Annotated in this window: 12 protein-coding genes; 6 read left to right on the forward strand and 6 right to left on the reverse strand. The window is 69.7% G+C overall.

Annotated elements, in window-relative coordinates; translation table 11 throughout:
• Window positions 1-3 precede the first annotated feature (3 nt).
• The 3 genes from JGR64_RS08910 to JGR64_RS08920 form a co-directional block, all read right to left on the reverse strand.
• Entirely contained in the window at window positions 4-1212 is a 1209-nt protein-coding gene (locus tag JGR64_RS08910) for an argininosuccinate synthase (RefSeq protein WP_199373010.1), read from the reverse strand.
• Between the two features lie 69 nt (window positions 1213-1281).
• Window positions 1282-2313 (reverse strand): N-acetylornithine carbamoyltransferase, encoded by a 1032-nt coding sequence (locus tag JGR64_RS08915; protein WP_199373011.1) that lies wholly within the window; start codon window positions 2311-2313, stop codon window positions 1282-1284.
• 235 nt (window positions 2314-2548) lie between these two features.
• A complete protein-coding gene (locus tag JGR64_RS08920) occupies window positions 2549-3043 on the reverse strand; it encodes a hypothetical protein (protein WP_199373012.1) in 495 nt (164 codons plus the stop codon).
• 105 nt (window positions 3044-3148) lie between these two features.
• On the opposite strand from JGR64_RS08920, the gene cysS reads away from it, so the two are divergent.
• The 3 genes from cysS to JGR64_RS08935 all read left to right on the forward strand — a co-directional run bounded on the left by cysS (window position 3149) and on the right by JGR64_RS08935 (window position 6278).
• Complete coding sequence (gene cysS, locus JGR64_RS08925) at window positions 3149-4567, forward strand: cysteine--tRNA ligase (RefSeq protein ID WP_199373013.1); 1419 nt, start codon at window positions 3149-3151, stop codon at window positions 4565-4567.
• Window positions 4564-5004: a SufE family protein gene (locus JGR64_RS08930; RefSeq protein WP_199373014.1), complete on the forward strand. Its 441-nt coding sequence runs from the start codon at window positions 4564-4566 to the stop codon at window positions 5002-5004. The genes cysS and JGR64_RS08930 overlap by 4 nt, the downstream gene beginning before the upstream one ends.
• 68 nt (window positions 5005-5072) lie before the next feature.
• The gene (locus JGR64_RS08935) at window positions 5073-6278 is read left to right on the forward strand and encodes an MFS transporter (protein WP_255529259.1); all 1206 of its coding nucleotides are present in this window, start codon (window positions 5073-5075) and stop codon (window positions 6276-6278) included.
• Between the two features lie 286 nt (window positions 6279-6564).
• Here the strand turns inward: JGR64_RS08935 and dksA are convergent, their stop codons facing one another.
• On the reverse strand, window positions 6565-7698 hold the full coding sequence (dksA, locus tag JGR64_RS08940; protein ID WP_199373254.1) for an RNA polymerase-binding protein DksA: 1134 nt from the start codon (window positions 7696-7698) through the stop codon (window positions 6565-6567).
• Window positions 7699-7943: 245 nt separating this feature from the next.
• On the opposite strand from dksA, the gene yidD reads away from it, so the two are divergent.
• Genes yidD through JGR64_RS08955 form a run of 3 tightly spaced genes read left to right on the forward strand, consistent with a single transcriptional unit; the run spans window position 7944 to window position 10395 of the window.
• Window positions 7944-8180: a membrane protein insertion efficiency factor YidD gene (gene yidD, locus JGR64_RS08945; RefSeq protein ID WP_199373015.1), complete on the forward strand. Its 237-nt coding sequence runs from the start codon at window positions 7944-7946 to the stop codon at window positions 8178-8180.
• Window positions 8177-9526: a dihydroorotase gene (locus JGR64_RS08950; RefSeq protein ID WP_199373016.1), complete on the forward strand. Its 1350-nt coding sequence runs from the start codon at window positions 8177-8179 to the stop codon at window positions 9524-9526. The genes yidD and JGR64_RS08950 overlap by 4 nt, the downstream gene beginning before the upstream one ends.
• Window positions 9527-9552: 26 nt before the next feature.
• Window positions 9553-10395 carry a M23 family metallopeptidase gene (locus tag JGR64_RS08955; RefSeq protein ID WP_199373255.1) on the forward strand — a complete coding sequence of 281 codons (843 nt, stop codon included), beginning with the start codon at window positions 9553-9555 and terminating at the stop codon, window positions 10393-10395.
• Between the two features lie 25 nt (window positions 10396-10420).
• Here the strand turns inward: JGR64_RS08955 and JGR64_RS08960 are convergent, their stop codons facing one another.
• Window positions 10421-11311: a hypothetical protein gene (locus JGR64_RS08960; protein WP_233348032.1), complete on the reverse strand. Its 891-nt coding sequence runs from the start codon at window positions 11309-11311 to the stop codon at window positions 10421-10423.
• Window positions 11308-12885 carry a diguanylate cyclase gene (locus tag JGR64_RS08965; protein WP_199373017.1) on the reverse strand — a complete coding sequence of 526 codons (1578 nt, stop codon included), beginning with the start codon at window positions 12883-12885 and terminating at the stop codon, window positions 11308-11310. The genes JGR64_RS08960 and JGR64_RS08965 overlap by 4 nt, the downstream gene beginning before the upstream one ends.
• Between the last annotated feature and the right edge of the window lie 44 nt (window positions 12886-12929).

The raw sequence follows: 12929 nt of genomic DNA on the forward strand, positions 1-12929 counted from the left end.
GGCTCACTGGCGGTTGACCTCCGCCCACAGCGTGGAGCTCATGCCGAACAGCTTGATGAAGCCCTCGGCCTCCTCCACGCCCCAGTCGGCCGACTGCGCGTAGGTCGCGCCGCTGGCATTGAGGATGTGCGGCGAGCGCACCGCCACCGCGTCGACGCGGCCGCCGCGGGTCTCCAGCACCACTTCGCCGTTGACGGTCGCCTGCGACGAGGCCAGGAACGCCTCGAGATCGGTCTTCAGCGGGTCGTGGAAGAAGCCTTCGTACACCAGCTCCACCCACTTGCGCGCCACGTCGGGCTTGAAGCGGTTCTGCTGCTTGGTGAGCACTGCTTCTTCCAGCGCGCGGTGCGCGGCCAGCAGCGCGGTCAGGCCCGGCGCCTCGTACACGATGCGGCCCTTGAGGCCGATGGTGGTGTCGCCGGTGTACATGCCGCGGCCCACGCCGTACGGCGCGAACATGGTGTTGAGGCGTGCCAGCAGCATTTCGCCGCGCATCTCCTCCCCGTCCATGGCCACGGCTTCGCCGTTGACGAAGCGCAGCGCCACGCTCAGCGTCTGCTCCGGCCATGCGGCGCGCGGCGCGCACCAGCCGCGCGCACCCTCGCCCGGGGCCTCCCAGCGGTCGATCTCGCCGCCGGACATGGTCAGCCCGAGCAGGTTCTCGTTGATCGTGTAGGCGCGCTGCTTGGCGCGCACGCCGAAGCCTCGCGCGGCCAGGTACTCCTGCTCGTAGGCGCGGGTCTGCGTGTGTTCCTTCTGGATCTCGCGGATCGGCGCCACGATGCGGAAATCACCCGAAGCCTTCACCGCCAGGTCGAAGCGCACCTGGTCGTTGCCCATGCCGGTGCAGCCATGCGCGATGGCATTGGTGCCGAGGTCGCGGGCGCGCGCCAGGGTGGCGTCGACGATCAGGTAGCGGTCGGAGACCAGCAGCGGGTACTGGCCCTGGTAGCACTCGCCGGCCCATACGAACGGCTTCACGAAGCCGTCCCAGATCGCCGGACCGCCATCGATCGTGACGTGGCTGGCCACGCCGAGCTCCGCGGCGCGCTTTTCGATGAAGGCACGCTCGTCGGCATCGACGCCGCCGGTGTCGGCGAACACGGTGTGCACGTTCCAGCCCTGCTCCTTCAGCCACGGCACGCAGAAGCTGGTGTCGAGGCCGCCGGAGAAGGCGAGGACGATGTCTTTGGATGTCTCGGGGGTGTTCATGGATGCCGCTCGATCTGGACGTGGGGGAGGAATTCGTTGCTGCGCGGCGCCGGAGGGGCGCTGCCGGTTTTACTGCCTGGCCAGCGCCGCCATCACCGCCTTCTGCACGTGCAGGCGGTTGCCGGCCTCGTCGACGGCGATGCAGCGCGGTGAATCCATCACCGCATCCGTGGCCTTGATGTTGCGGCGCAGCGGCAGGCAGTGGCTGAAGACGGCATCGTTGGTGCGCGCCATCTTGGCCTCGTCGACCATGAAGTGGCGGTACTGGTCGCGGATCGGCTTCTCCGGCGCCCAGTTGCCGAAGTACGGCAGCGCGCCCCAGCTCTTGGCGTACACCACGTCGGCACCGGCATAGGCGCTGTCGATGTCGTGGCTGACGGTGAGCGAGCCGCCGCTCTCGGCGATGTTGTCGGCCGCCCAGCCCATGTAGCGCTCGTCCAGGACGTACTCCGGCGTGGGGCACAGCAGAGTCACGTCCATGCCCATCCGGGTGGCGATGGTCAGCGCCGAGTTGGCGACGGCCGTGTTCAGCGGCTTGGGGTGGTAGGTCCAGGTGAGGACATACTTCTTGCCGCGCAGGTCGCGCGTGCCGAAATGCTCCTGCAGCGCCAGCGCGTGCGCCAGCTCCTGGCAGGGATGCGTGATGGTTTCCATGTTGATCACCGGCACCGTGGCGTACTTCGCGAAGCCGGCCAGCACGCGGTCCTCGCGGTCCAGCGACCAGTCGACGAACTTCGGGAACGCGCGCACGCCGATCATGTCGACGTAGCGGCTGAGCACGCGCGCGACCTCGGCGATGTGCTCCTCGGCCTCGCCGTCCATCACCGTGCCCAGGTCGAACTCGATCGGCCAGGCGTCCTTGCCGGGCTGCAGCACCACCGCGTGGCCGCCGAGCTGGAACGCGCCGAGCTCGAAGCTGGTGCGCGTGCGCAGCGAGGGATTGAAGAACAGCAGGGCGATCGACTTGCCCTTGAACGCGTCACCCAGGCGATCGCGCTTCATGCGCTCGGCGTCGGCCAGCACGGCGTCGAGCTCGGCGCGGCTCCAGTCCTGGGTATTGAGGAAGTGCTTGATTGGAGCGGGCTTGATCGGTGGGGTCATGGTCTGGTCCATGGGTCTGGAAACGAAAAAACCCGGCTCGGGCCGGGCTCTGGACAACGGACATACAGGCGATCCGGTCTCAACCCGCGGGAATGAGGGCGTCCGGTCGGTGCGCGCGCGAGGTCATCCCCGACGCCATGCGGGCGGAGGTGAGGAGGTCGGCGCTGCTGATCGCGGTGTGCTGCATGACCCGGAATGGTCCCATGCCCGCGGCCCGGGGTGCAAGGGTTGGGGCCTAATCCTGGTTGCCGGCGGGCGCCACCGGCGTCACCGACACCCGCACCCGCAGCCGGTTGCCGGGGTCTGCGGGCAGGCGCGAGCGGTACTTGCTGCCGCGGTGCACGTAATCGACGTCGTAGGCGATCGGGCGGCGGAACTCGCGCTCCACGGGCACCATGCGGCAGCCCGCGGCGTCGGCGTCGTCACTGCCTGCAACCTCCGCCGCCCTTGCCGGGGCGAGCACGTCCTTGACCGCGCCGACCACGCGCGCCAGCCCGCGGCGCGATTCCGGGTCGTCTGCGGCCTGCACCATCGACGACTGCTCGCAGCGCTCGACCATGCTGGTGGCGCGCAGGGTCTGGTAGACCGGCTCCGCGCGCAGCACCTGGGCGTACTCGTAGCGCACGTTCTCGGACTGGATCACCGTGTGCTGCGCCCACGCCGCGGGCGCCGCAAGTGCGGCGACGAAGAGCAGCGGCAGGCACCGCTTGGCGGGCGAGGACGGGTGCATGGAGATCCGGCAGTGTATGGGCTGGCCGGGCACAGGGGCTGAATCGTGGCTGTCGTGGCCCTGCCGCGGCCGCTAGAATCACGGGTCTGCACAGCGGCCCATGCAATGACCCTGCGACTGTTCAACAGCCTGACCCGGCGGGTCGAGGACTTCCAACCCGCGGATCCGGAGCGCACGACGATGTATGTCTGCGGGCCCACGGTCTACAACTACGTGCATATCGGCAACGCGCGCGGGCCGGTGGTGTTCGACGTGCTGGCGCGGCTGCTGCGCCGCCGTTTCGGCCGTCTGGACTACGCCCGCAACATCACCGACGTCGACGACAAGATCAACGCCGCCGCCGCCGAACAGGGCGTGCCGATCTCGGCCATCACCGACCGCTTCGCCGCCGCCTACCGCGAGGACATGGCCGCGCTGGGCGTGGCGCCGCCGGACATCGAGCCGGAGGCCACGCGCCACATCCCGCAGATCATCGCCATGGTCGAGCGCCTCGTTGCCGCAGGTAACGCGTATGCCGCCGAAGGCCACGTGCTGTTCGCGGTCGCAAGCTTCGATGGCTACGGCAAGCTCTCGCGCCGCGAGCTCGAGGACATGCTCGCCGGCGCCCGCGTTGAAGTGGCCCCGTACAAGCGCGACCCGGGCGACTTCGTGCTGTGGAAGCCCTCCACCGGCGACCTGCCCGGCTGGGACTCGCCCTGGGGCCATGGCCGCCCGGGCTGGCACATCGAATGCTCGGCGATGGCAGCCGCCCACCTTGGCGAGACCATCGACATCCACGCCGGCGGCGTGGATCTGCAATTCCCGCACCACGAAAACGAGATCGCGCAGAGCGAGTGCGCGCACGGCGGCAAGCCGTTCGCACGATTCTGGCTGCACAACGGCATGCTCAACTTCGGCGGCGCCAAGATGTCGAAGTCGCTGGGCAACATCGAGAAGGTCCACGACCTGGTGCGCGCGCACCCGCCAGAAGCGCTGCGCCATGCACTGATGTCGGCGCACTACCGGCAGCCGCTGGACTGGTCGGATGCGCTGGTCGAACAGAGCGTGCGCACCCTGGACCGGCTGTACGGCACGCTGCGCGACGTCGACGCGCTGGCACCCGCGGACACGGCTCCGGACGTCGCGACTCCCGACGCGGTCGAAGCCGCGCTCGACGACGACCTCAACACCCCGCAGGCACTGGCCGAACTGGCCGCGATCGCCGGCAACGCGCGCGTGCTGCGCAACGCGATTGGCAATGGTGAAGCATCGGGCAACGGCCCCCTGCTGGCGCTGGCCACGCTCGGCGCCAGCCTGCGCGCCGGTGGCCGCGTGCTGGGCCTGCTGCAGCAGTCGCCGGCGGCGTGGTTCGCGCGCGGCGCGTCGGGCGATGACGACGCGCGCATCCAGGCGCTCGTCGAGGAGCGCGCCGCCGCCAAGCAGGCACGCGACTTCGCACGCGCGGACGGCATCCGCGACCAGTTGGCCGGCGAAGGCATCCTGCTCGAGGACACGCCGCAGGGCGTACGCTGGAAGCGCGCATGAACGACACCGTATTCCCGCTCGAAGCCACCGCCGACGAGGCACAGGCCGCGATCCGCGACGAGTTCGCGTTCTTCAGCGACTGGTCGGAGCGTTACCAGTACCTGATCGACCTCGGCCGCAAGCTGCCGCCGTTCCCGGACGCACTGCGCACCGAGGAGCACCGGCTGCTCGGCTGCCAGTCGATGGTGTGGATCGTGCCGTCCGGCGACGCCACGCGGCTGGATTTCGCCGCGGCCAGTGACTCGGCCATCGTCTCCGGCCTGGTGTTCCTGGCGCTGCGCGTCTACGCCGGCCGCAGCGCAGCCGAGATCCTGGCCAGCGAGCCGGGCTATATCGCCGACATCGGGCTGGCGAAGCATCTTTCGCCGACCCGCAGCAACGGACTGGCCGCGCTGCTTGCCGTGATCCGCGATACCGCGCAGCGCGCGCAGGCGTGACCACGGCGGGCACCGCTGCCACGCCGCCCAGGGACACCGACCGCACGGCGCAGGGCAACGCGGCACCGCTGCGCAACCGCTCCTTCCGCGGGCTGATGGCCTACCGGATCTGCAACATCCTGTCCTACCAGATGGTCGCGGTGACGGTGGGCTGGCATGTCTATGAGCTCACGCGCGACCCGTGGATGCTCGGCCTGATCGGCCTGGCGGAACTGCTGCCGTACTTTTGCGTGGCGCCGTTCGCGGGGTACCTGGTGGACCATCTGCCGCGCCGCAGGCTTGGCATGTTCGCCTGCATCGGCCTGGCGCTGACGCCGATCGCACTGGCATTGATCGCCGCCGGCGTGCTCGGCCAGGTGCACGTCGGCTGGATCTACGCCGCGGTCGCACTGACCGGCGCGGTGCGCGCGTTCCTCGGCCCGGTCTACAACGCGCTGTTCGCGCGGGTGCTGCCACGCACCCAGTTCGCACGCGGCGCGAGCGTGGGTTCGATCGTGTTCCAGTCCGCGATGGTGCTGGGGCCGGCAGCTGGCGGGTTGATCGTCGGCCTGGCCGGCAAGTCCGCGGCCTATGCCGTTGCGGCCGGCTTTGCGCTGATGGCCGCGCTGGCCGTCGGCCGACTGAAGGTGACCGAGCCCGCGATCACCCTGCAGGGCGCGCCGATCTTTGCCAGCATCGCCGAAGGCGCGCGCTTCGTGTTCTCGCACCAGATCCTGCTGGCCGCGCTGGCGCTGGACATGTTCGCGGTGCTGTTTGGCGGCGCGATCTCGCTTGCGCCCGCCTTCATCAAGGAAATCCTGCACTACGGCCCGGAAGGCCTCGGGATCCTGCGCAGCGCGCCGGCGCTGGGTGCTGTAGCGATGGGCGTGTGGCTGGCGCGACGGCCACCGACGCGCAACGCCGGGCGCATCCTGCTGTTCGCGGTGGCCGGCTTCGGCATCTGCATCATCGGTTTCGGGCTGTCGACCGCGTTCTGGCTGTCGGCGTTCTTCCTGCTGATGTCCGGAGTCTGCGACGGCGTGTCGGTCGTGCTGCGCTCGACCATCCTGCAGCTGGCTACGCCCGACGCGATGCGCGGCCGGGTGTCGTCCATCAACGGCCTGTTCGTGGGCTCGTCGAACGAACTGGGCGCGTTCTACGCCGGCTCCATGGGCCGCCTGCTCGGCCTGGTGCCGGCGGTGGTGCTGGGCGGCTGCGTGACCATGACCGTGGCGGCGGTCACTGCGTGGCGCGCGCCGCGGTTGCGGCGCCTGGACATGCGCGAGCTGACGTAACGCCCATCATCTATGCGGTGCCGGGTCCTCTTTACTTCGTGTTGCTCGAGAAGCAAAGCCACGGCCCGCAATCCCGCCCACGGTGCCGCTACTGGCAGCCCGCACAGAGTCCCGAAGTGGCCGGGAGGCCTTCGCGGGGAAGTCAAGGAGGAGGCATCCGCCGCCAGGCGGATCCGGGGGACATGAGCCGCGAAGGCCTCCCGGCCACTGCGGCGCCCCAAACGGGAAACAAAAAAAGCCCGGCATCGCCGGGCTCCTTTCGTGACGTGCACAACTTGCGACTGGATCAGTCGCCGATCTGCTTGCGCAGGTGCTCCCAGCGCTCCTGCTCGTCGATCGTACGCTCGGCGGTGAGGCGCGCCTCGAGGCGATCCAGGCCGATTTCCTCGCCGGAATCGACGCTGTAGCCGTATTCGCCGGAATCCACGCGCTTGAGCGTGCTGTCGATCTTGCCGATCAGCTTGCGGTAGCGGTCGCGGGTGCGCAGTTCGAGCGAGTTCTCGGTTTCGCGCGTGGCACGCTCGGCGTCGTCGCCGACGTCGCGCACTTCGTCCTTGAGGTTCTCGATGGTCTGCTTGGACTCTTCCACCAGGTCGGCGCGCCATTCCGCGAGGCGCTTGCGGAAATACTCGAGCTGCAACGGGCTCATGTACTCCTCGTCCGCGCCAGGCTTGTAGCCCTCCGGGACGATCGGGCGCCCGTTGGCCTCGTCGGTCTTGTAGGGCACGACCTTGTAGCGGGTCTTGGGCGCCGGGGCGGCCGGCGGACGGTTGGTGATCGCCACCGCGACCTTGCCGGCTGGACGCGCAGGCGTGGGCTTGGCCGCAGGTGCAACCTTGGTCGCGGCCTTGGCGGACGCCTTGGTCGCCGACTTCTGGACGACGGGCTGGGCCGCTGCTACCGCCCTGGTCACCGGAGCCTTGCTCACCGGGGCCTTGGCCACCGGTGCAACGGACTTCTTCACAGTCGGCTTCGACGGGGTTGCGGCGGCCTTCTTCGCCACCGGTGCACTGGCAATCGCCTTCTTCGGTGCAGCCTTGGCCGCAGGCGCCTTCGTCACGACTTTCTTTGCCGCAGCCTTTTTCGCCACGACTTTCTTGACAGCCGGCTTTGCGGCAGTTTTCACAGTCTTCTTCACAGCAACCTTCTTGGGGGCCGTCTTGGCGACGGACTTCTTGGCCGCGGGCTTTTTTGCCACGACCTTCTTGGCGGCGGACTTCGCCACGGGCTTGTTCACGGTCTTCTTCGCTGCCGGCTTCGTTGCCTTCTTGGCAACGGCCTTCTTCGCAACCGGCTTCTTTGCAACTGGCTTCTTGGCGGCAAGGGTCTTCGGCGCGGCCTTGGCAGCCTTCTTCGCGGCCTTCTTCGCTGCGGGCTTGGCGGCCTTGGCGGCCTTCTTGACTGTCTTCTTCACTGCCACGGTCAGCGATCCTTGTACTTGGAAGTGGGTGCCGGCACGAACGCCGCCGGCAATCCCGTCAACATGACGGCAGCGGGGTGAGGATTCAATGCTCGGCCTTGGCGCGGCGCGGCGGTCCTGAAGCTCCGGCCGCCGGTAACCATCCGTGGCCGGCGCCACACCCCGTCGCTTGGACGGGAAAGCGGGGTGTTATACCCTGCCCGGACTGCAGCGGCAACCGCGGCAGGCCTTTGCGTCGGCGCCACGTGATCAATCGTCTCCTCATTGCGCTGCTGCGCGTTTACAAACGCTGGCTCAGCCCGCTGCTCGGGCCACGTTGCCGGTTCGCGCCAAGCTGTTCCGAGTACGCCATGCAGGCCTTGGCCAGCCACGGGACACTCCGTGGCGGCTGGCTTGCGGTCCGGCGCGTCGGCCGCTGCCACCCACTCAATCCCGGCGGGCACGACCCCGTGCCGCCGCGGCGCAAGGAGCGTCCTGGATGACCGACACCCTGATCGTCAACGCCCGACTGGTGAACGAAGGCCGCGAATTCGACGCCGACCTGCGCATCCGTGCCGGGCGCATCGACGCCATCGCCCCCAGCCTGGCCGCGCGCGACGGCGAAACCGTGGTCGATGCCGCCGGCCGCCTGCTGCTGCCGGGGATGATCGACGACCAGGTGCACTTCCGCGAACCGGGCATGGAATACAAGGCCGACATGGCCACCGAATCCGCGGCGGCCGTGGCCGGTGGCCTGACCAGCTTCATGGACATGCCCAACACCAGCCCGCCGACCCTCGATGCCGCGGCGCTCGAGGACAAGTACGCGCGCGCCGCCGGCCGCGCGCGTGCCAACCACGGCTTCTACATGGGCGCGAGCAACGACAACCTCGACGCGGTCCGTGCCATCGATCCGCGCGCCACCCCGGGGCTGAAGGTGTTCATGGGCGCGTCGACCGGCAACATGCTGGTCGACAACCCGGCCACGCTGGACGCGATCTTCCGCGAAACCCCGGTGCCGATCATCACCCACTGCGAAGACACGCCGATGATCGAGGCGGCGCAGGCCGCCGCGCGCGCGAAATACGGCGATGACATCCCCGCCGGGCTGCACCCCGACATCCGCTCGCGCGAGGCCTGCATCAAGTCCACGCGCCTGGCGCTGGAGCTCGCGCGCCGCCACGACACGCGGCTGCACGTGCTGCACATTTCCACCGCCGACGAGCTGGCGCTGTTCGATGCCGGCCCGCTGGTCGATGCCGACGGCAGGCTGCGCAAACGCATCACCGCCGAGACCTGCATCCACTTCCTGCGCTTCGACCGCGCCGACTACGCGCGCCTGGGCCACCAGATCAAGTGCAATCCGGCGATCAAGGAGGCCTCGGATCGCGCGGCGCTGCTGCGCGCGCTGGCCGACGATGTCATCGACGTGCTCGCCACCGACCACGCGCCGCACACCTGGGAAGAAAAGCACAACCCCTACGTGCGCGCGCCGAGCGGGCTGCCGCTGGTGCAGTACGCGCTGGTCGCGGCCCTGGAGTGCGTGCACGAAGGCCATTTCGACGTCGCCCGCGTGGTGCAGAAGTTCGCGCACGCGCCGGCGCAGCTGTTCGGCGTGGCCGAGCGCGGCTTCCTGCGCGAGGGCTACCACGCCGACCTGGTGCTGGTGGAGGACCGCCCGTTCACCGTGAAGCGCGAGGACGTGCTGTCGAAATGCGGCTGGTCGCCGTTCGAGGGCACCACGTTCCGTTCGCGCATCGCCTCCACCTGGGTCAATGGCGCCCTGGCGTGGGATGGCACTGCACTGGTGGGTGACCCGCAGGGCAAACGCCTGGAGTTCGCGCGTTGATCCGAGCCGTGCTCGCCTTGCCGTCGCTGCTGGCGCTGGCCGCAGGCGTTGCGCTGGCGTTCGCACCTGCCGGCGCGTCCGCGCGTCAGGCTTCGAATGAACAGTCGGCCACGCCCGACACGCGCGTGGTGTTCCCGGCCAGCGTGCAGCAGGGCGCGCTGGTGATCGGCAAGGTGCCGCCCGGCAGCCGCGTCGATTACGCCGGCCGCGTGCTGCGCACCACGGGCTACGGCAGCGTGGTGTTCGGCGTGGGACGCGATGCGACCGGTCCGCTGCGCGTGGGCGTGACCGCACCTGACGGCAGCCGCACGCACGCGAGCATCGCCGTCACCCCGCGCGACTGGCCGATGGAACACGTGAACGGCGTGCCGCCGAAGACCGTCGATCCGCCGCCGGCGATCGCCGAGCGCATCCGCCGCGAACAGGCGCGCGTCACCGCGGCGCGCGTGCGCGACGACGACCGCGCCGACTTCGCGCAGCGCTTCCAGCGCCCGGTCGAAGGTCGCATCAGTGGACGCTTCGGCAGCGGGCGCATCTACAACGGCAAGCCCGGGTCCGGACACTCGGGCATGGACATCGCCGCGCCCACCGGCACCGCGGTGAAGGCACCCGCGGCCGGCGTGGTGACGTTCGCCGACCCGGGCCTCTACCTCACCGGCGGCACCGTGGTGATCGACCACGGCCACGGCGTGAGCTCCAACTTCCTGCACCTCTCGCGCATCGATGTCGCGGAAGGCGACCGCGTCGAACAGGGCCAGGCGTTCGCCGCCGTCGGCGCCACAGGGCGCGCCACCGGCCCCCACCTGCACTGGGGCATGAACTGGTTCGACGTGCGCGTCGACCCGCTGCTGGTGCTGGAACGCCCGTGAGGGATGTGGCGGCGCCCTGCTCGCCTCACCCCATAGTGCGCTGCATCAGGCGGCCGAGCAGTTCCGCGCCGGGCGAGTTGGCCAGGTCCTGCGGCGAGACCAGGCGCGGGTTCGGGCGCGGATCGGCCAGCGACTCCACGCCGGCGCCGCGCAGCAGAACGCCCTGATCCAGCCCCGCCAGCACCTGGAGGCGCGCCTGTTCCAGGGCGGCGTCGGCGATGTCCTCGCCGTCGTCGGCAAGCAGCACGGTGGCGTCGGCATCCGCGGAGGCAGTGGTGCCGCGGGCAGTGCCCGCTGCCAGCAGCGCCTGCGACCCCAGCAAGGGGCCGACTTCGTCGAACAGGACCTTCCAGTCGATTGCCGGGAACGGGGCGACGCCGCGTTCGCCCTCGACGATCCGCGGCGCCAGCCTGCCCCGCGGGTCGACATCGCACTCCGCCCAGCTGCGATAGACGACTTCGCTGCAGACCATCGCCGGTGATCGGGCCGGCAACGCATGGTCAAGCGCCAGCCTGACCAGCTTGCGCGCCAGTGGATGCGCGGGCCACTTGCCGCGCACCGCCATCACCACACCCAGCAGCGCCAGCTGATTGACCGGGTACGGCACGCCGAGCATCCCCTGCGCGTGCTGGCGGACACGACCACGGTCGCGGGCATCGATCGCCCGGCCGAGGCCATCGCGCATGCGGAACGCGTCGATGCAGTGGAAATGCGCCTGTTCCGCGACGCGACGCGCCAGCGGATAGCGCCGTACGCCGCGCAGCGAGGCCTCGATCAGCTCACCGTTGTCGGCAACGATGGCGGCGTGGCTGTAGATTCCGTCGCTGGCCCAGGCGATCAGATCCGATAGCGGACCGTCACCCATCATCAGCAGGATGTCGCCTTCCTGCAGCGCGTCGAGCGACAGCATGGTCATATCGTCACCGGCGCGCCGGGCGGATCTTCCTGCATGCCATCGCTGGCTGCGCCGGTCACGCGGTTGCGTCCCGCCTGCTTGCTGGCGTACAGCGCGGCATCGGCGCGCTCTACCAGCGCCTCCGCGGTTTCGCCGGCCACGAGTTCCGCCACGCCGATGCTCAGGCTGCCGTCCAAACGCAGGTCGTTGATCGCCAGCGGGCGGCCATTGACCGATGCCAGCATGCGCCGCGCGACGGCCAGCGCGTCGTCCAGGCCGGCCTTCGGCAACACCACGAGGAACTCGTCGCCACCGTACCGGCCGATGACCTCGTCGCCACGCAGCTGGCTGCGGATGCGCTGCGACACGATCCGCAGGCACTGGTCGCCGATGCTGTGCCCGTACGCGTCGTTGATCATCTTGAAGTTGTCGACGTCCACGAATGCGATGCTTGCGGGCGCGGCATCGGCGCCGGCCTGCTGCACGGCCCGCCGGAGCTCCGACTCCACGCCGGCGCGGTTGAGCATGCCGGTCAGCTCATCCGCCCGCGCCCGCGCGCTGGCGTGGTCGCGGTCCCGGCGCAGCTCCATCAGCTTGTCGGCCAGGCCGATGGTGAGCAGCAACCCGGCCACGGCGAAGCTGCCCGCAAGCCCCTGCACCAGCCAGGTAGGGCCGGCCCAAAGCCCCATCACCTCAGTGGCCATGAGCGTCGTGAACACCATCAGCGGCAGCCAGGACGCCATGACCACGCGCCCGGCACGATCGCCACGCAGCGCAAGCATCGTGCTCCCGACCAGCAGCAGGGCGGCCGAGAGCATGAGCCCGATGTTGCCCAGAAGCCCCAGCCAGGCGGCATCACCGACCATGCTGCCGACGCCGGCGACCGCCGCCAGCGCGGTGCCCACCCACAGCAGCCGATCGAGCGCGGGAAGCTTGCCGCGCAGGTCCAGGTAGGCGCGCTGGAACAGGTTGCTGCACACGACGCCCAGCCCGCCGACCACGCGGTTGGCCCGCGACGACCCTCCGAACACGGTGTCCGCGCCGGGCAGCAGGCGGAGATCGCCGCTGATGGACACGAGATACAGCACCGCGAAGAACAGCATCGCGCCGAACCACGCAAAGCTGGCATCGCCGGTGCCGACGCGGAAGGCGAAGGCCAGCAACACCAGCACCGAAAGCACGGACAGCACGAACACCCGCCAGGCGACGAAGGCGAGGTCATGGCGATGCACCTGGTCGAGGGACTCGATGGAGACCGGCATCTGCAGCGAGGATGCCCCGTCCACACGCAGCCAGACCGCTTCGCCCGCCGGGATGCCCTGTGGCAGGTCCACCACCAGCGCGCGGTGCGAATAGCGGGAGTCCGCGTGCTCGCCATACAGTGCGTGGCTGACCGGCGCGGCACTGCCGGGCACCCACGCCTGCACATGGTTCAGGAACGGCGAACGCAGCACCAGTTGCGGCAGGCTGTCCGGAGCCAGCGGCACGGCGGTGGTGACCCGCCACCAGGTCACATCACCGCGGCGCGTCTGGATCACCGGCGCCGAAGGCGGGCCGAGCCGGTCATCGAGACCGCCGGAACGCAAGTCGGCCACGTCGATGGCTTCCCCGCCGGCCGGCAACGGCTGCAGCACGAAGG

This window comes from Luteimonas sp. MC1572, assembly GCF_016615815.1.
Classification (GTDB): domain Bacteria; phylum Pseudomonadota; class Gammaproteobacteria; order Xanthomonadales; family Xanthomonadaceae; genus Luteimonas.